The organism is Butyricimonas sp. RTP31003st1_G1_RTP31003_210430, from assembly GCF_040920905.1.
Taxonomy (GTDB): domain Bacteria; phylum Bacteroidota; class Bacteroidia; order Bacteroidales; family Marinifilaceae; genus Butyricimonas; species Butyricimonas paravirosa.
This window is the reverse complement of sequence record NZ_JBCOSQ010000012.1, coordinates 28,077-46,589: the sequence shown is the minus strand read 5'-3', so window position 1 is coordinate 46,589 and position 18,513 is coordinate 28,077. Positions and strand designations below refer to the sequence as shown.

General features: G+C 41.4%; 11 protein-coding genes. All 11 read left to right on the top strand.

Annotation, left to right across the window (positions count from 1 at the left end):
• The first annotated feature begins 151 nt into the window (after positions 1-151).
• On the top strand, positions 152-3,649 hold the full coding sequence (locus AB5542_RS05545) for a SusC/RagA family TonB-linked outer membrane protein (protein ID WP_410518827.1): 3,498 nt from the start codon (positions 152-154) through the stop codon (positions 3,647-3,649).
• Positions 3,650-3,660: 11 nt separating this feature from the next.
• A complete protein-coding gene (locus tag AB5542_RS05540; protein ID WP_288215125.1) occupies positions 3,661-5,172 on the top strand; it encodes a RagB/SusD family nutrient uptake outer membrane protein in 1,512 nt (503 codons plus the stop codon).
• Positions 5,173-5,193: 21 nt separating this feature from the next.
• Positions 5,194-6,174, top strand: coding sequence for a hypothetical protein (locus AB5542_RS05535; RefSeq protein WP_279040576.1), 981 nt, complete (start codon positions 5,194-5,196; stop codon positions 6,172-6,174).
• 66 nt (positions 6,175-6,240) lie between these two features.
• Complete coding sequence (locus tag AB5542_RS05530) at positions 6,241-7,242, top strand: TlpA family protein disulfide reductase (protein ID WP_279040574.1); 1,002 nt, start codon at positions 6,241-6,243, stop codon at positions 7,240-7,242.
• 66 nt (positions 7,243-7,308) lie between these two features.
• Positions 7,309-9,012 carry a S8 family serine peptidase gene (locus AB5542_RS05525; protein WP_279040573.1) on the top strand — a complete coding sequence of 568 codons (1,704 nt, stop codon included), beginning with the start codon at positions 7,309-7,311 and terminating at the stop codon, positions 9,010-9,012.
• 6 nt (positions 9,013-9,018) lie between these two features.
• Positions 9,019-10,158 carry a hypothetical protein gene (locus AB5542_RS05520; RefSeq protein WP_087420822.1) on the top strand — a complete coding sequence of 380 codons (1,140 nt, stop codon included), beginning with the start codon at positions 9,019-9,021 and terminating at the stop codon, positions 10,156-10,158.
• Positions 10,145-11,317: a hypothetical protein gene (locus tag AB5542_RS05515; RefSeq protein ID WP_407712175.1), complete on the top strand. Its 1,173-nt coding sequence runs from the start codon at positions 10,145-10,147 to the stop codon at positions 11,315-11,317. The genes AB5542_RS05520 and AB5542_RS05515 overlap by 14 nt, the downstream gene beginning before the upstream one ends.
• A 21-nt stretch (positions 11,318-11,338) precedes the next feature.
• Positions 11,339-12,604, top strand: a complete 1,266-nt coding sequence (locus tag AB5542_RS05510; RefSeq protein ID WP_279040571.1) for a thioredoxin family protein — start codon at positions 11,339-11,341, stop codon at positions 12,602-12,604.
• Between the two features lie 443 nt (positions 12,605-13,047).
• A complete protein-coding gene (locus tag AB5542_RS05505) occupies positions 13,048-13,617 on the top strand; it encodes an RNA polymerase sigma factor (protein ID WP_087420824.1) in 570 nt (189 codons plus the stop codon).
• Positions 13,618-13,705: 88 nt separating this feature from the next.
• Complete coding sequence (locus AB5542_RS05500; RefSeq protein WP_279040569.1) at positions 13,706-14,860, top strand: FecR domain-containing protein; 1,155 nt, start codon at positions 13,706-13,708, stop codon at positions 14,858-14,860.
• 149 nt (positions 14,861-15,009) lie between these two features.
• A complete protein-coding gene (locus AB5542_RS05495; RefSeq protein WP_279040567.1) occupies positions 15,010-18,513 on the top strand; it encodes a SusC/RagA family TonB-linked outer membrane protein in 3,504 nt (1,167 codons plus the stop codon).

Genomic DNA, 18,513 nt, shown 5'->3' with positions numbered 1-18,513 from the left:
CAAGCTAACAATAGAGTTTAACCTTTAAGAATTAAACAAAACTATGAAAAAAAAACGAGAATTTGACTTTCTTGATGGAAGAAAGTTGCAAATTAGTTTGTTAAAAATGAAAGTGACTGTATTATTACTTTTGGTGTGTGTCCTGCAGAGTATGGCAGGGGCGTATTCCCAGACGGCGAAATATGATATTTCGATGACAGGTGGGAAGTTGGAAAATGTATTCAAGTTGATTGAACAGAAAGGAGAATATACTTTCTTGTATTCAATTGAAGACGTGGATCAGATTTCTTCTGTAAACGTGAATGTAAAGCAAGCGGATTTGAAAGAGGTGCTGGATATTTGCTTGGCGAATACAAAATTGATGTATGAGATCAATGGTCGTTTGGTCATTATTCGGGTAAAAGATGAAAAGCCAGAAGACAAAATGGTTGTAATTAAAGGAGTGGTGAAAGATAAAAGTGGAGAACCGTTGCCGGGAGTGACCATTATTGAAAAAGGAACGACAGTTGGAGTTGCTACTGGTATTGACGGAAAATTTACTTTTAATACGACAAAACATGATAATATCGTGTTGGTATTTTCATTTGTTGGGATGAAGACAAAGGAAGTGAAATGGGTTGGCCAAAAAGAACTTGATATTATTTTAGAAGAGGATGCCCTAGAGATGGAGGAGGTTGTCGTAACAGGTTATCAATCTATCAATCGAAGGGATATGGTAGGTTCATATTCTACGGTTAAAGCATCTGATATTATGATGCCTGCTTATTCGTCAATTGACCAGATGTTGCAGGGACAAGTTGCGGGAATGATGGTGATAAACACAAGTTCTCGAATTGGAGCAAGTCCTAAGATAAAAATTAGAGGAACGTCAACGATTTTGGGAAATCAAGATCCATTGTGGGTGGTTGATGGTATTATTCAAGAAGATCCTATTCAGATAAATGCAACAACTTATATGACAGAGGATCTCTCTAATATCATTGGTAGTCAGATTTCGTGGTTGAATCCACAAGATATAGAAACAATAACGGTGTTAAAAGATGCCTCAGCAACTGCTGTCTACGGTTCAAAAGCTTCGAATGGTGTAATTGTTGTTACTACGAAAAAGGGGAAATCGGATCGTTTGACAATTAACTATACTGGGAATTTGAGTATTAATACACGTCCTAATTATGGAATGTTTAATTTGATGAATTCTAAGGAACGAATTCAGTTTTCAGAAGATGCCTTTGCAAATAAAGCGATATACTTGAATGAGCCTGTCAAGCAGTATCACACGTATGAAGGAATCATGAAAATGTATATAGCTGGAGAGCTTTCTCAAGATGAATTTTTTGATCGTAAAGAGCAATTGGAGACTGTTAATACAGATTGGTTTAAGCTGTTGACTCGTTCGGCTGTTAGTCATAACCATAATTTGAGTATATCCGGAGGAACGGAAAAAGTTACTTATAATGTTTCTGCTGGTTATAGTAGTTCTTTAGGACAGGAAATCGGAAACTCGCAAGAGCGATTGACGGGGAGAGTTGCAGTGAATGCTCAACTCCGGAAGAATATTCGAACCAATGTTACGATCAATGCTGTTACATCTAAAACGAAGGGTTTTGGACAAAATGTGAATCCGATGTCTTATGCGACAACTACTTCTAGGGCACTACCTGCTTATGATGAGAATGGAGATTTGTTGTTTTATAGAAAGAGTGCTTCATATCTGTTAAATAATAATGTGACGGATTTAGGTTATAATTTTATTAATGAACGTGATAATAGTGGTTCTTCCGTCGAGACATCTCGCTTTAATGCTACATTAGATTTTTCGTGGGATATTACAGATTGGTTGAAGTATCAATTTACGGGGGGATATACAAGAGATAATAAAAATAATGAATCTTATCGTACGGAAAAAACTTTTGGAATTGCTGAAAATTATCGAGGATACGATTATAATACGGTTGATGCAGATAGCCCTGAGTTTAAGTCTGCAATGTTACCATTTGGTGGTGAATTGTTTACGTCAGATGCTTTGCAAAGTTCGTATAATATTCAAAATAAGTTGTTGGTATCAAAATCCTTTAATCCGGATAATCGTTTGAATATTATGGTTGCTATGGAGTTGCGATCAACTCGGTTTTCTAACAATTCTAATACCGTGTGGGGGTATGCTCCGGACCGGGGAGGCGTTGCTATACAACCGACTCCTCCGGATGAACTTGTGCCAATTTCAAATACTTCGACAGGTTGGGGTATTTTGAGAAATATTTATAAAGGAAGATGGAAAAAGGAGACGAAAACAGATAATTTTTTGTCTTTTTTCGGAACTTTTGCTTATTCATTAAAGAATCGATATATTGCTAATGTTACCATTCGTAATGATGCTTCTAATCGTTTCGGACAGGATGCCAATAATCGTTTTGATCCGACCTATTCATTTGGTTTAGCTTGGCATGTAACAGAAGAAGATTTTATGAGAGAATATGTACCTTGGCTTTCTGCGTTAAATATAAATGTTACTTATGGTATTCAAGGAAATGCGTTGACAAGCTTGAGTCCGGATTTATTGTTACACCAAATGGGGGTTGCTGATTTATATAATCAATATTATACCACTATATCTTCTATTCCTAATCCACATCTTTCTTGGGAACGGACTCGTTCTTGGGATATAGGTGTTGATCTGGAACTATTTAAAATGTTTAGTGTTGCGTTTGATTATTACACGAGGCGTTCTAATGCGATCGTTTCCAATACACTACCTTTTGAATACGGAACGACGACTACAAATTTGAATGGGGGTATTGTACATAATCGTGGAGTCGAATTTACAGTTAGTTTTACTCCAGTAAAAACAGAAGATTGGGTATTTAATGTTTCACTGAATTCTTCTAAGAACTGGAATGAAACCGGAGAATCAGAGTTTAATGCAAAACTGAATAATTTCTTGGGGGGAGCGAGTGATAAAATATTGAAAAAAGGCTATCCGTTAGGTGGTTTTTGGTCATATTCATTTGCTGGACTAAGTAGTGAGGATGGACGACCTCTATTTAATTTGCTAGATATGCCAGAAGGTGGGGCTGATCCGGAGATTGATCCGACAACTTTTTTGGTGTATTCTGGAACAAGTGAACCGGATTTCACAGGAGGGATTAATTTGGGATTACGCTATAAATCGTTTAACTTATCATCTAGTTTTGCCTTGCTGATTGGTTCTAAAAAACGATTACCATCTCCTTATGCTAATTTCCCCTCTTCTGTTCGCATTCCGGAGCCGGATGTGAATTTAAGTCGGGATTTGTTGAAACGTTGGCAAAAACCTGGAGATGAAAAATATACAGATATTCCTGCTTTGGTAACTTCTGCTCGTTATAATATAGAAACACCTGATGGATCGAATCCTAATTGGATTGAGGCTTGGGCTCAATCAGATGTCCGGGTGGTAAATGCTTCTTTCTTTCGTTGTCGTCAATTAACACTGACATGGAATATGGATCCAGCAGTATGTGGACGTGTAGGATTGAAAAGTTTGTCATTAAATGCGAGTGTGAATAATCTTTTCGTGATAGCAAGTAAGCGTTTTAACGGATTTGATCCGGAATTGGGGGATAGCGTGATGCCGAAAGTATATTCGTTTGGAGTTAATGTTGGATTTTAAATAATAGCAAGATGAGGAAATATATAATAATTTATGTATTGATTGTATTGGGATGCATCTCCTGTGATAGTTTTTTAGAGCCCAGTTCGCAGACCGAATTTGTGCCGGAAAATGCGACATCATTGAATGAGATGTTGTTAGGAGAGGCTTATCCGAGATCTACGGATGGAAAAGCTGTGTTTGCTTTGTTGCCAATGTTTGACGATGATATAACTTGTACTGATTTTGTGGGAGGTACGGGGTTGAATGATGCGAGTAAGTTTACTGCTTATCAAGCGTTATATTCATGGCAACCTGATATGTTTGTTACAATGGATAATGTTGGCCTTTACACGAATAATAATACTTGGAAAGGTCTGTATATAAGAATCCGCGGGGCTAATGCCGCTTTAGATTATATTGATGATGTAGATGGCACTTACGACGAGAAAGCGATCGTTAAAGCTCAAGCTTATGCATTACGAGCTTTCTACTATTTTCATCTGGTAAATCTTTGGGGTGAACCATATAATTATAATAAGAAAGCATTAGGTGTTCCTCTTAAGACAACAAGTGCAATGGAGGTAAAGGAGTTGCCACGAAATACCGTTGAGGTGGTCTATGATTTGATTATGAGTGATTTGAATGAGTCGGAACGTCTTTATGAATCTTTGCCGGAAGAGATGCGTTACAAACGTGATTATCGGACGAGTTTACCGATGGTACAATTATTAAAGTCACGTGTACTATTATATATGGAGAATTGGAAAGAGGCAGCAGTGTATGCGAATAAGGTAATTAAAGACTGGAATTTTTCTTTATTGGATTTGAATTCTCTTAAAGCTCCTACTGCAAAAGAACCTTATTATAATTTTGTTTCAATGGATTGTCCGGAAAACATTTGGTGCTATGGAAGCACGGATGACTTTCTGACATATATGACGATTTATGTGCAAAGTCAATCTACAGATTCCGAGAAGACTCAATTTCGGAGGAAATTCAACGCTTCAAAAGAATTATTGAATGGTTATCTTGCTGGAGATTTGAGAAAAGAACGCTATATCGTGAAAGAATATGAGGATCAAAGTCGATATCTGCCTTATGGTAAAATGGGAATTAGTTCCACTCATGTGCCAATTAATGGAACTTACTTTGGATTATCATTTCGATTATCAGAAGCTTATTTGAATCTTGCAGAAGCGGCTGCAAAAGATGATGATGAAACGACAGCATTGTGGGCATTGAATGAACTAAGACGTAATCGTTTTGCTGATTATGATGATATTCAGAGTGTTACTGGGGAAGAACTAGTAACCTTGATTCGTCAAGAGCGTCGGTTGGAATTATGTTTTGAGGGACATCGTTGGTTTGATTTACGTCGTTACGGGATGCCTTCTTTTTCACGTGAGTGGTGGGATAATGGAAAATTCGTAAAACGTTATACATTGGAGGAAAATGATCCTTCCTATACATTACCTATTCCACAGGCCGTGATGGATCTGAATAAAAAATTAGTACAAAACAAGTTAGCAAATCCAAGGTAGTTTATAATAAAGATGAATATTATGGTTTTAAAAAAATTATTATATAGTGTCGTGGGGTGCATGTTATTTACTTCATGTTATGATGAGGATGCGTTGACACCTGGCGATCGGGTACTTGAATCTCGGTTTGAATTTCCTCAAGGTAGTAATAGTTGGGATGAAGAGGCTCAGGATATATTGGATGAATTTGGAATCTATTTAATTTATAAAAATTATGCAGAGGATGATTTTAATCGTTCTTGGACAGGAGGTACGGGAGGTGGAGGATTCCAATCGAATTATACGGGATCGGATTTGAATGATACACAAGCGGAAGAGGCAATTGCATTTATGCAAAAGCATATATTTACTTATTTAAACAGGGATGTGATCCAGAAAGCATTACCTCCTTATATATATTTAGCTTACGATTTATCTGCCCGTACTGAATTTATTCCTGGATATCCGGCGAAATCCAATGTGAATATTTCATTTGAGGGGCTGGATTATTGGGCTATTAGTTGGGGAGGCATACAAGAAATTTCAACAGGATTAGGAACTCCTCCGATAACATCTCCGATAGCACCTCCGACAACGGCAAAAGAATGTTGGAAAATGCGTGGGGAGTTTATGCAAGTTACTTTTCGGAAGGCAATTGAAAATGGAGGCATCGAGATGCCGACGGGATTTGGGGATAACTTTGATTATAAAACGGCAATTCAATATGCTGATGCTTATAAAGATGATCCGAATTATTATATGATGAGAGGATTTCCTGGTAAGATGGGATTTAGTGGTTTTAATTTGAGTCCTATATATAAAGTGACTGAAATGAATCCGGAAAAATGTTTTATTGCCTATGTTCAGATGTGCATGTATTATACGAGGGAAGAATTTGAAAGTCAATTTGCTTCAACATACACATTGCTAGCTGAGACGCGTCAACAAGTTGTTGATTATATGAAGGAAAAATATAATATAGATTTGGAGGCTATTGCGAAAGGTCCAGATATTGCACAATAAAATGTACAAAGAACTATCCGGCAATAAAAAACGGATAGTTCTTTGTCAATATCAAATTAGGAGATTATGTTGAAAATCAAATGGACTATTTTGTTACTTTTAGTAACAAATGTGATCGCTTTTGCCCAAGCTGGATTAAAATTGTCAGGGAAATTACGCGTGTTGGAACCAACAGAAATAAGATTGGAAACAATTTTTGGGGAGAGAATTTTAACCATGCAAGTAGAAAACAATCAAGCTTTTCAAACGGAATGTAAGGAGATTACCCCGGATGTATATGTACTCTATGTCGGGGAGACAAGACAGCCAATATATCTGACTAACGAGGAGGTGACGATAAAAGGGTTCTATGATAATAAAAATGTTGATAATAGCTCGATTAGTTTTACTGGTATAGACAAGTATTATGAACTAGCAGAATGGTTACCTAAAGAAAAAGTAGATCGAAAAAAAACAATTTCTCCTGAAGTAAAGGGAAAATTGGAGATGTCGATGTATAGTGCTTTGGCTTACTTGGCAAATATTCCAGTGTATGAACCGAATAAATTTTTGTGGGATTGTATGTCCGAGGAAGCTAAGACAACTTATTCTGGAAAATGGTTGGGACAGCGTTTAGATAGTTTAAAAAATTTGGCTATCGGAGCGAAAGCGCATGACTTTACCTATGTTGATCCGGAAGGAAAAGAGGTTCGTTTGAGTGATTTTCGGGGAAAATTCGTGCTTGTTGATTTTTGGGCGTCATGGTGTGGGCCGTGTCGACAAGAGATGAAGAGTTTGTTGCCTATTTATAACGAGTTAAAAGGTGATGATCTCGTGTTTATCAGTGTTTCTCTTGACAAGCGGGAAAAGGACTGGCGTAATATGCTTGATGTTGAAAAATTACCTTGGGTTATGCTATGGAACAAGGAGGGATTCACAATCGGTGATGCCCCGAACACGATACAGAAAGCTTATGGTTTTTACGGTATTCCTTTCATTGTGCTGATTGATAAGGAGGGACGTTTTATCGCTCGTGGATTACGGGGAGAGAGGGTGAAAGAGGAAATATTGAAAGCTCGGGGAAAATAATTTTAGAATCAGTTCTCTGAGGTGGTACATTTTGATCGTATTGTATAATAATATAAACTGTAAATGATGAAAAAATATTTTTTATTACTCGTGATGGGATTGTCTGCCTGCATGGCGAGTGCGCAATTAATTAAACAAAATAATCAAGCACAGAAAAAGCAGTCGGATTTAGATTGGTATAATTGTTCTTTTGACAAGGATGGTGTGTATGGGGCGGAAGTTAACAAAGCTTACGAGTTTTTGAAAGACAAAAAACTAAAAAAAAGGCCTATTGTTGCTCTTATCGGAACAGGTTTGGATGTAGAGCATGAAGATTTGAAACAGGCTATCTGGTTTAACCCAAAAGAAAAGACTAACGGTAAAGATGATGATAAGAATGGGTTGGTGGATGATATAAATGGTTGGAATTTTATTGGGGGAAAAGATGGTAAAGTGATGGAGAAACTGATGCGAGAGGGAGAACGGGAATTTCTTCGTTTAAAAGATAAATATGCAGACTATATTTTTGACGGGCAAAATTACTGTAAAGTGATTGAGGATAAATTAACGGTGGTTCCTGCTCCGGCAGACATGGAGGAATATAAATATTTCCGTTTTCAAGTTATGATGGAGTCACCTTTGGCTGGTAATTATGGCGGTATTGGATTGGCATATGTGTTAAGAGATTATGCTCTGAAATTTGACAAGCAAATGAAGACCAGATTTCCTGGACAGGAATTGACTTTGAAAGAATTTCAAACGTGCTATGATCCCTTGGCTCCTCGTGATTCTTTGAGTGAAGTTGCTTTTACGCTTATGGCGTATGGTTTCTCTATTATGAAAACAGATAAATGGGAAACGATCTATAACTTGTATGCTACTGGAGGACAAGTTGAACGGGCAAAGGTATCTTACGCGCAAAGTCTGAAGAGCATGGGAAGTGATGGCCGTAAAGAGATTGTTGGTGATAATTATTTAGATATAAATGATAATAAGTACGGGAATAATGTTTTACTGACTTCTGATGCGGCGACCGGAACCATGCAAGCCGGAATTGTCGGGGCCAAGAGAGGTAATGGTTTAGGAGGTGACGGAATCATGGATCAAGCCGAAATCATGGCTTTACGGGTAAGTGCGGCTAGTGGCGAACCTTATTTGAAGGATATGGCGTTGGCGATTCGCTATGCAGTTGATCACAAGGCTGCCGTGATCGTGCTACCGCAGCAAAATACGTTATATCCGGAAGGCCAGAAAAAATGGATGATTGAGGCTTTGCAGTATGCGGAAAGTAAGGGGGTGCTGGTGATTGTTCCCGTGTGGGAGTTGTCAAGGGATCTCGCAAAACAAACCTTTTTCCCCAATCGCTGGATGGCTGGAAACAAGGAATTGACGAATTTGATGGTGGTTGCTTCTTCCGATAAAAATGGTAATCCGTCTATGAATTCAAACTATGGTGCCAAGGAATTGGACTTATTCGCACCTGGGATTTCCGTGTATTCTGCGTACACGGGAGATACATATCAAGTGGCCACGGGGGTAGGACTTGCATCAGCCTCTGTTGCCGGGGTGGCAGCCTTGCTAAAGGCTTATTATCCAACCTTGACCGGTTCTCAGATTCGTGATATTTTGTTACAAACAGTAACTTCCAGAAAAGGGGTCGAAGTTGAGAAGGGAATAGAAGTGGATGGTAAACAAACTCAGGATTTATTCCTATTCGAAGATTTGTGTCTGTCTGGTGGTATTTTGAATGCTTATCAAGCCGTGATGATGGCAGATAAAATGGCAAAGTAATTGGATATGAAAATGTATTATAAAGTAATAACTATCTTGTTATTTTGTGTAATGACTTTCCAGGTGGGGGCACAGAAATACAAAACTGTGCTTCCTTACCGGATGGTCGGGGGCAAAATGATCGTGGATCTGGTTATGAATGGGACTTCTCGTTCATTCATTTTTGATACGGGAGGGCGTACAGCGTTGACAGGAGAAATTTGTGAAGAATTGGGATTAACAGTTGTTGATTCTTTGGTCGTTACGGATGTGAATAGTAAAAAAGCTGCTTATCCATTGGTGTCGATCGAGAGTTTGATGACTCCTGATCAGAAGATCAATTTCAAGCATGTGTCGGCAATGAAATTGGCAAAACCTTCCCCTTTTGAATGTTTTCACACGGATGGATTGATCGGTAGTGATTTGTTGGTTCGAACGATTGTGGAAATTGATGGGAAGAATAAAACGATCACGATAACTTCTGCGGAAAATCCTTCAACCGTCTCGTTGCGCAAAATGCTCCCTTTTACCAAATCCGGGATGCCGATAATTTTGTTACAAGCTGGTGCGGGAAATAATATAACAGCCCTTTTTGATACGGGATGCCCTAGTTTCTTTTCATTAAAAGTTTCGGATTACGAGACATTGAAAACAACCGGAGCTTTTCAAGTATTATCAGAAGGTTACGGGGAAGGCTCGATCGGGGTTGCTGGAATGGCAGAGGCGGACATTTCCCATCGTGTTTGTTTACCCGTTTTGTCGGTTGGAGGAACTAAATTCCAAAACGTGACATCGGAAACCTCAACCCCACCTTTTACCTTATTAGGTGTTAAACTTTTGGATTACGGTAAAGTGACACTGGATTATCCTCGTGCCCGTTTCTATTTTGAGGCAAATGAAGCAGTAAACGATCTTTCAAGTAAGCATTATAACGTGGCTCTTCGGGTAAAAGATGGGGAATTGATTATTTCTACGGTTTGGAGTGCTATGAAAGGTGTTGTCGAGGTCGGGGATAAAGTAACACGTATTAATGGTAAACCCGTCAGAATGTATGATTTTTGTGAGAGTATTGTTAATGGGATACCCGAGTTAAAAGGGAAGAAAAAGACAAGATTAACCGTGCAAACCAAGCAGGGAGAGAAAGTAATTGTTTATCAAAAAGAGTAACATGAAAGTAATTGTACTACTTGTTAGCATATTAACGTTGTCACAGATAAGTGTTTTCTGTCAACAGTCATCTCGCCGGGTTTGTGACACGATCCGGTACGAGTTTGTTGAAGGAAAAATTATCATTCCTGTTATTGTGAATGGCTTGAAAGTGAAGTATATTGTGGATACCGGGGGGAAAACGGGAACTATGCGAGATATTGCTGTTGATATGAAAGCATTGAGCACGGGGACTTCGACAAGTGTTTCTGATATAAACCGGGCTGGAACTAATTTCCAGACCGGGATCTTACAAAACGTGGAATTGAGTCCGAATTATAAATTATCTCGTTTGGAGACAATGATATTCCCCATGACCGGATTTTTCAAAGAACTTGGAGTAGCGGGAATCCTGGGGGGCGATGCTTTTGCTCAATCGGTTATTACCTTTGATGCGCGCGAAAAGATCATGGTGATTAATTATCCTTACCGTCCGGCTGGTTTAAAAATTACGGAGGGCGTTCAAATGTTCCCCGGAAAGGAGGATCATTCCATCGTCGATGTGGACTTTGGGGGAGTGGCAAGACGAGTGCTGTTTGATACTGGAGCATCGGATTTATTGTTACTCTCTTCCTCGGATTATGAGGTTTTGAAAGATCAGGTGAGAAACACGAAAGTTGCGGAGGCGATAGGGGTAAACATGGTAGGAATTAGTGGGGTTGGTCAACCGGTAGAGATTGATAAAGTGGTGGTGGACGAAATGAATTTCTTGGACAAGAAGTTTGTAAATGTGGGGAGTATCACGATTAATATGGGAATGAGCATTGTGGGTGTTGATATACTGCAATATGGTAAGGTGGTCATTGATTATATGCGGAATCGATTCTACTTTTTCCCGTATGATGAGGCAATCGTTGATGCCGGAGGGGCTCCCAAAACGTGGAACGTGGGAATATTACCGGTAAAAGGTCATTTCGAGGTAACGACGGTTTGGGATAGTTTAAAAGACGAGCTGGCTTTCGGCGATGAGGTCGTGAATATTAATGGTAAAAATCTGGCCGATGTTGCACAAAGTCAGTTGGAGGTAGATGCAATTCTTGATGCAATACAGGAGGATACGGCTTATATCATAGTCCTAAAAGAAGGGAAAGAAAAAAAGGTTGAGATCAAGAGATTTTAAATGGATGTAAATTTATTGCACATGAAAATATTGATGTTATTATTATTTTGTCTGTTATCATGTATGACAGAGGCACAGATAAAGAATACTGCTACGGAGGTCAAGGATTACCGGGAAGTTGATGGAAAAATAATTCTGGAGATGGCAGTAAACGGTGAAGTTGCTAGTTTTGTGCTGGATTTGGCTGGACATACGGCCGTTCTACCGGAATATCTGGAGAAATTGAAAATAGATCCCAGTATTCCGGGAGAATTCAAGTATAGTAAATTTCTATATAAAAATGTCCCGGTAACTAAAAGCGTATTAATTAGTACGATGGCATTTGGAAATAACGTGTTTGGCAATGGTGTTTCCGCTTTCGTGCTGGAAGACGAGCCTTATTTACGAAAGCTGGGAGTTGCGGGTGTTGTTGGGGGCGCCTTATTTCGTAACGTGGTATTGACAATTGATAGTAAGCGTAAAAAGATAACCACGTCCATACCTTACCGTCCCTCTTACATGAAGTTGGATCATCGTGCGGATATTAAAATCCTACCGGGTTCTGTGATTACTTGTCCGATGACAATTGAAGGTAAAACTTATTCGTTATTGTTTGACACGTGGAACGATAATATGATTTCCATGAAGGCAGAAGATTTTGCCAGACTTGATGGCGGTAATGGGGGAGATGCTACGATTATGAATGGTTATAAAACGGCAGAAACGGCAACTGTAACTAGAACTGTCAATTCTCTTTATTTCGTAAAAGAACAGTTTAACGGTGTGGTAGTGTCCGAAAACAAAGAATTACTTCATTCTGTGTTGGGGACCGGTATTCTGAAAAATGGAATTATTTCGATTGACTTTCAAAAACAGAAAGTGTATTTTCAACCTTTTGATCTGGCAGAAGTAAAAGATGACGTGGTAGAAAATGTAACGTCAACAGTTGTCCCCGGAAAATTAAATCCAATTACCCGTGAATATTTTCTGGAGCATATTTACGATTATCGTAAAGATAAAGAGTTCGTGTTCAAGGGAGATAAACCTGTTGTGATTGATTTTTGGGCAACTTGGTGTGGTCCTTGTATGCGTTTGATTCCGGAGTTGGAAAAGATGGCTGAGAAGTATAAAGATCAGGTTATATTTTTAAAGGTTAATGCCGATAAGGAGAAAGAGTTGTGCAGTATGTTTAACGTGGTGGCATTACCGACATTGTTTTTTATTCCGGTGGGAGGCAAGCCGATCATTGAAACCGGGGCTATGCCCGAAAAATACGAGCAAATCATTAAAGACAAGTTATTAAAATAGTCTCTTGTTTTTGTATATTTATAAAGGCAATCTTCCGCATGGGGGTTGCCTTTTTTAATGGACAATACCGAATGAGAATATTTCTGTTCCAGTTTATTGGGTATTCTATAAAATGTAACTAATTTATCTGGTATAATAAATGTATTTTAGAGATAATAGAAAATATATAGCTATTAAAATTTAATATCTTAATTTCAATTTTTATTAGCGTTGAATAGGAGATGAATGGGAGTTGAATAGGAGATGGTATATTAAAAGTATGAAATATATAACTAATATATTTGAATTATTGAGAGAAATACCCGATAAAGAGGGTTTGAATTTTTCTAGAGTTTGAGAATACAATTTAGCTCTGTTTTTCAGGAAAAATGATCGGCTTTTTGGAAAATGAAGAAATCTTGTCTATTTTTGAATTTAGATAAAAAAATTATAATACTCAATACGTGCGAGGGAAACAGGGGCATACGATTCATTTTTCTGGGGGAAAATCTTTCTCTGTGGATGAGTTGTACGATCGTTTTTACAACGAATTGGTTTTGTGGGCGGATACCATTTTGAATGATATGGGGGAGGCGGAGGACTTGGTGCAGGATTTTTTCGTGCGGTTGTGGGAGAAAAAATTGAACGAGAATCTGGTGGGGGAACGGGTAAGGTCATACTTGTATGTGTCCGTGCGGAATATGGCAATTCGGAAGGTGAAGGATCAGGGCCGGATCAGACGGCTTCCGGATGTGTCGGTTGTGGAAAGAGTGTGGGAGGATGAGGATATGGTGCGCGATGAAATGATAGATCAGGTATTGAAAGCGCTTGATGTATTGTCGCCCAGAAGCCGGGAAGTGTTAGAGTGCGTGCATTTGAAGAATATGAAATACGCTGAGGTGGCAGAATTGCTGGGCATATCGGTGGCCACGGTAAAAACATTATTGGTGCGTAGTCTGAAAACGTTGAGAGGCATTGTTTCTGATACAGCTTTTTTGTTGTATGTGTTGGTCTGCAAGGAGAAAAATAAATAATCACGATAATTTTTGAAAATATTTTCATTTTCCTGTCAACCGTTTTGCTTGTTGATGTCTACTATATATGAACATTGAGTAGAATGATATGAATCAAGAAGAACGGGATATACGATTACTTGAGTATTGGCAGGGAGAATTACTCTCCCCGGAGGAGGTGCGGGAAGTGGAGAATTGGTTAGGCGAGAAGGTGGAGAATCGTCGGTATTTCGAGGATTTGCAACGAGAGTTTCTGCGTCAGCGTTGGGTGATGCGGGAAAGGTTGGTTAGCCGGAAGGGGGAACGCCGTTTCCGACAGGTGGCAAGGAAAAGGGCGATGCTCCGGCGAGCCGTGGCGGTTGCTGCCTGCGTGAGTGCTTTGCTCTTGGCCGGGGGCGGATATTATTGGTGGACGGGAGAGGTGAGGGATGTGCCATTGGCAGAAAGCGGGGTGATTCATCACGGTTCTTCCAAGGCACGGTTGTTTCTTTCGACGGGGGACGTGGTGGACTTGGGAAAGGAACGGAAGTCGTTGCGGGAGCAACAGGCGGTTGCTATTGACGTGGAACAGGAAGGGACGGTGGCTTACCGGGATTCGGTGACTGCGGAAGAGACAGGGGACGTGGTGTATAACAAGCTGGTGGTGAATCGAGGGGGAGAGTACCGGATCGTGTTGGCAGACGGGTCCGAGGTGTGGGTGAATTCCGAGAGCGAGCTGGTCTATCCGGTGCGTTTCGCGGGGGAGAAGAGAGTGGTGCGGTTGAAGGGAGAGGCTTATTTCAAGGTGCAGGCAGATGCGGACCACCCGTTTGTCGTGGAGGCGAACGGGGTAGAAGTGGCGGCAGTCGGGACGGAGTTCAACGTAAATTCCCGGAAGGAGAAGGTCGTGGAGTCCGTGCTGGTGAAGGGACGAGTGGAAGTGGAGAACGGAACCCGGCAGGTGATGTTGACGCCGAATCAACTGGCCGTTTGTGACGTGGAGACGAACGGGATTGTGGTAAAAGAGGTTGATGTCAGAAAGTACATCGATTGGAAAAACGGGGATTTTGTTTTTAGTGACGACCGCTTGGAGGACGTGATGAACAAGTTGGCTTTATGGTATGATTGTGACGTGGTTTATGCTGATGCAGAATTGAAGGAAATCCGTTTGTCCGGTGATATGAAACGCTATGGTGAGGTGGAAGAGTTCCTGCATTTCCTGAAGATAAGCACGGGGGCACATTTTAGCGTGAAAAATAAAACGATTGTAGTGAGCATAAAATAAAAACGGAAAAACTGGCAGGTCTTTCCGTCTTGTAGTGAACGCCAGTTGGCTCTGGCTAATAATAATCTATTATCGACAAAGTTATGAAAAAAAGTGGAGAATGTAAAGGAAATTTACGCTCGGCTCAAAAAATCTTTAGAGTGATGAAAATGATGTGTTTTCTAATGTTCGTGTTGCTGGTACAGGTTCGGGGGGACGTGGTTGCCCAGAATCAGGTGGTCAGCGTGGACATGAAAAATTGTAACGTGGAGGAGTTTCTTCGGGAGATTAAGGAGCAAACGGGTATTCGTTTTATGTACAAGAGTGAGTACGTGGAGGCAATTCCTCGTTTTGATGTTCATGCCAAGGAACGGCAGGTGCTGGCCTTGCTGGATGAAGTTTTTGCGGGGAAGGGAATTAAGTGTCTGTATGATAATGGCGTGATCGTGTTGACAAAAGTGCAACAACAGAAAGGGCCGGAAGAGGTGGTGATCAAGGGTGTCGTGAAGGACGAGAGGGAGCAACCGTTGCCGGGAGTGACCGTTTTGATCAAGGGAACGACGATTGGGGTGGCGACGGATTCGAAAGGGGAGTTTTCACTGACAACCGTGAAACAGGATTCCCTGACACTGCTGTTTTCGTTCATCGGGATGAAGAGCCGGGAGGTGAAGTGGACAGGACAGAAGATGCTGCACGTGGTATTGCAGGATGATTCTCATGATATGGAAGAAGTGGTGGTGACGGGTTACCAGACGATTAGTCGGAGGGAATCGGCAAGTGCCATTTCAACAGTAAAGGCTAAGGATATTATGGTACAGGGAGTCGGGTCGATTGATCAAATGTTACAGGGGCGTATCCCCGGAATGATGGTGTTGAACACTTCCGGGGAACCGAGTGCGACCCCGAAGATCAGAATCCGGGGAAATGCCACGATCAATGGGAATAAGTCTCCGGTTTGGGTGGTTGACGGGGTGATTCTGGAACAGGACGTGCCGTTCACGGCCTCGGATATAAATAGCGAGGATGCCGAATATTTGATCGGTAATGCCATTGCAGGTTTGAATCCGCAGGACATCGAGACGATCACGGTGTTGAAGGATGCTTCGGCAACGGCTATCTACGGGGTGAAGGCGGCCAACGGGGTGATCGTGATCACAACTAAAAAAGGCGTGGTGGGTCGTCCGGTGATCTCGTATAACGGGAATTTGACACTGAATACTCGCCCTTCCTATAAGGATTATCACCGGATGAATTCACAGGAACGAGTGCTTTTCTCCCGTCAGTTGATAGAGTCTAATATGAATTTCGGGCGTGTACCCACGGGGGAAACGTACGAGGCGGTTTACGAGCAATTGATGAGCAAGCAAATCTCACAGGCGGAGTTCGAGCAAAAGGTGGAGACGTTGCAGAGGAGGAATACGGATTGGTTTGACCTGTTATTCCGATCGGATGTCACGCATACTCACGCGTTGAATGTCAGCGGGGGTACGGAGGCCGTGAAATACTACGTGTCTGCGGGGTATTCAAATATCGAGGGGGCAGCCCGGGGTTCTGATTCGGAGAAATTCAGTGCCTTGGCTAAAGTTGATGTGGAATATAATGAATACTTGGGTTTTACGGCCAAGATTGATTATGCCACGACTTCTAACACTGGGTATTCTTCCGTGGTGAATCCGTTTGATTACGCTTACTCGACGACCCGGACCATGCCGGCTTATAACGAGGACGGTTCGTATTACATGAGTTACCGGGCTGCCGGAAGTACGGGACGGGATTATATCGGGTATAATATTCTGAAAGAGTTGAAGAACACGGGTAAGTCTTCCAAGATGGATGATTTTAACGCTTTGCTGGCTTTGAGACTAAAGTTGTGGAAAGGGTTGAAGTACGAAGGGACATTCTCGTGGCATACCGGGAACACGAATACAAGGGATTGGGCGACTGCACAATCGTATAAGGTGACTGAAATCCGGGGATACGAGTATGGCGCTTACACGGAGTACGACCCGGAGTTTTCTGATTCAAGGTTACCTTACGGGGGAATGTTGACGCAGGGAAGTACTCGCAAAAGCGGTTACACGTTGCGTAATATGTTGTCTTATTCGCATCTGTTTGGTGTTCATGATGTGTCGGTTTCTGCCGGGACGGAGGCTCGTCGGAACGAGTATAAAGGTGTTTCCACGACGGGATACGGTTGGGTGCCGGAGTTCGGGGAGATGTTCAGTCCGGTGGAGACGTCGAGTTATATCAGCACGTACGGGGGAAATAAGCCTACGAATACAAATTCGTTCACGCAAGTCGCTTCATTCTTCGGAATTGCCAGTTATTGCTATGATAACCGGTACGTGTTCAATGCCAATATTCGTTCGGACGGTTCCAATAAATTTGGTAGTGACCCGAAGTACAGGTGGTTGCCGACTTATTCGTTTGCCGTGAAATGGATTGCCTCGAATGAATCATTTTTGGAAAATGCAAAATGGATTAATAATTTGTCATTCCGGGGTTCTTACGGTATCCAAGGGAATATTCACGAGAGCGCCACTCCTTACCTGATTGTTACGGTGGGGGATCGGGATGGCGTGACCGGGTTACCGATTTCGAAAATTTCAAAATTGCCGAATCCCGATTTGCGTTGGGAGAAGACAAAATCTTGGAATGCGGCCGTCGATTTTGCTTTGTTTGACGGACGGGTAAAGGGAGGATTTGATATTTACCGGAAGAATACTTCCGATTTGATCATGTCGAAACAAGTGGCGGCCTCCACGGGACAAAACGTGTTGTATTATAACGCGGGAAAAATGGTAAACAAGGGTTTCGAGGGATTTGTGAATTTGGGTTTGGTGAATAACCGGGATTGGGATTGGCGCTTCGGGTTTAATTTCGGGCGTAACGTGAACGAGATCACATTGGCTAATCGGGATGATTTGAGCGAGGCTACCGTGGTGGATCAGATGCTGGCCGGGACGTTGGCCGTGGAAGGACAGCCTATCGGTTCCATGTATGCTTATCGTTTTGCCGGAATAAATCAGGATAATGGTTATCCTTTGTTTTACGCGAAAAACGGGCAAAAGGTGCATCGGGCGTTACGGCAGGATTTGGAGTTAGTGCATTGTGGTTCTATATTCCCGAAACTTTCCGGGGGATTCGACACGCAGGTGACTTTCAAGAAAGTACTTTCTTTATCCTTGAATTTTGCTTATAGTACGGGTAGTGTTTCCCGTCTTCCGAAATTTTACGATTCTTACACGATCGATCCTTTGACGAATCTTTCGGACGAGTGGCTGAAGTGTTGGAAACAGGCGGGGGATAACACGATTTATCCGGCTCCTTATAACTCGACGGATATGAAGAATTACTTGGCCACGGAAACTGGCTGCGTGTATGATATTTCAGAAGGGATTTCCGGGCATTCTGATCCTTACAATTTGTATAATGACAGCGACATCCGGGTGGCGAAGGCCGATTTCCTGAAATTGAAAATGGTGGCGTTGAGTTATAGCGTGCCGCAGAACGTGTTGGATTTCCTACATATTTCCAGTATGCTGGTGCGGTTTCAGGTGACGAATTTGTTCACGATTGCCGATAAGAAATGGAAAGGTCTGGACCCGGAGACGAATGGTGCGAATATCCCGGCCCTTCCGACGTATAGTTTTGGGATAAATGTGTCTTTCTAA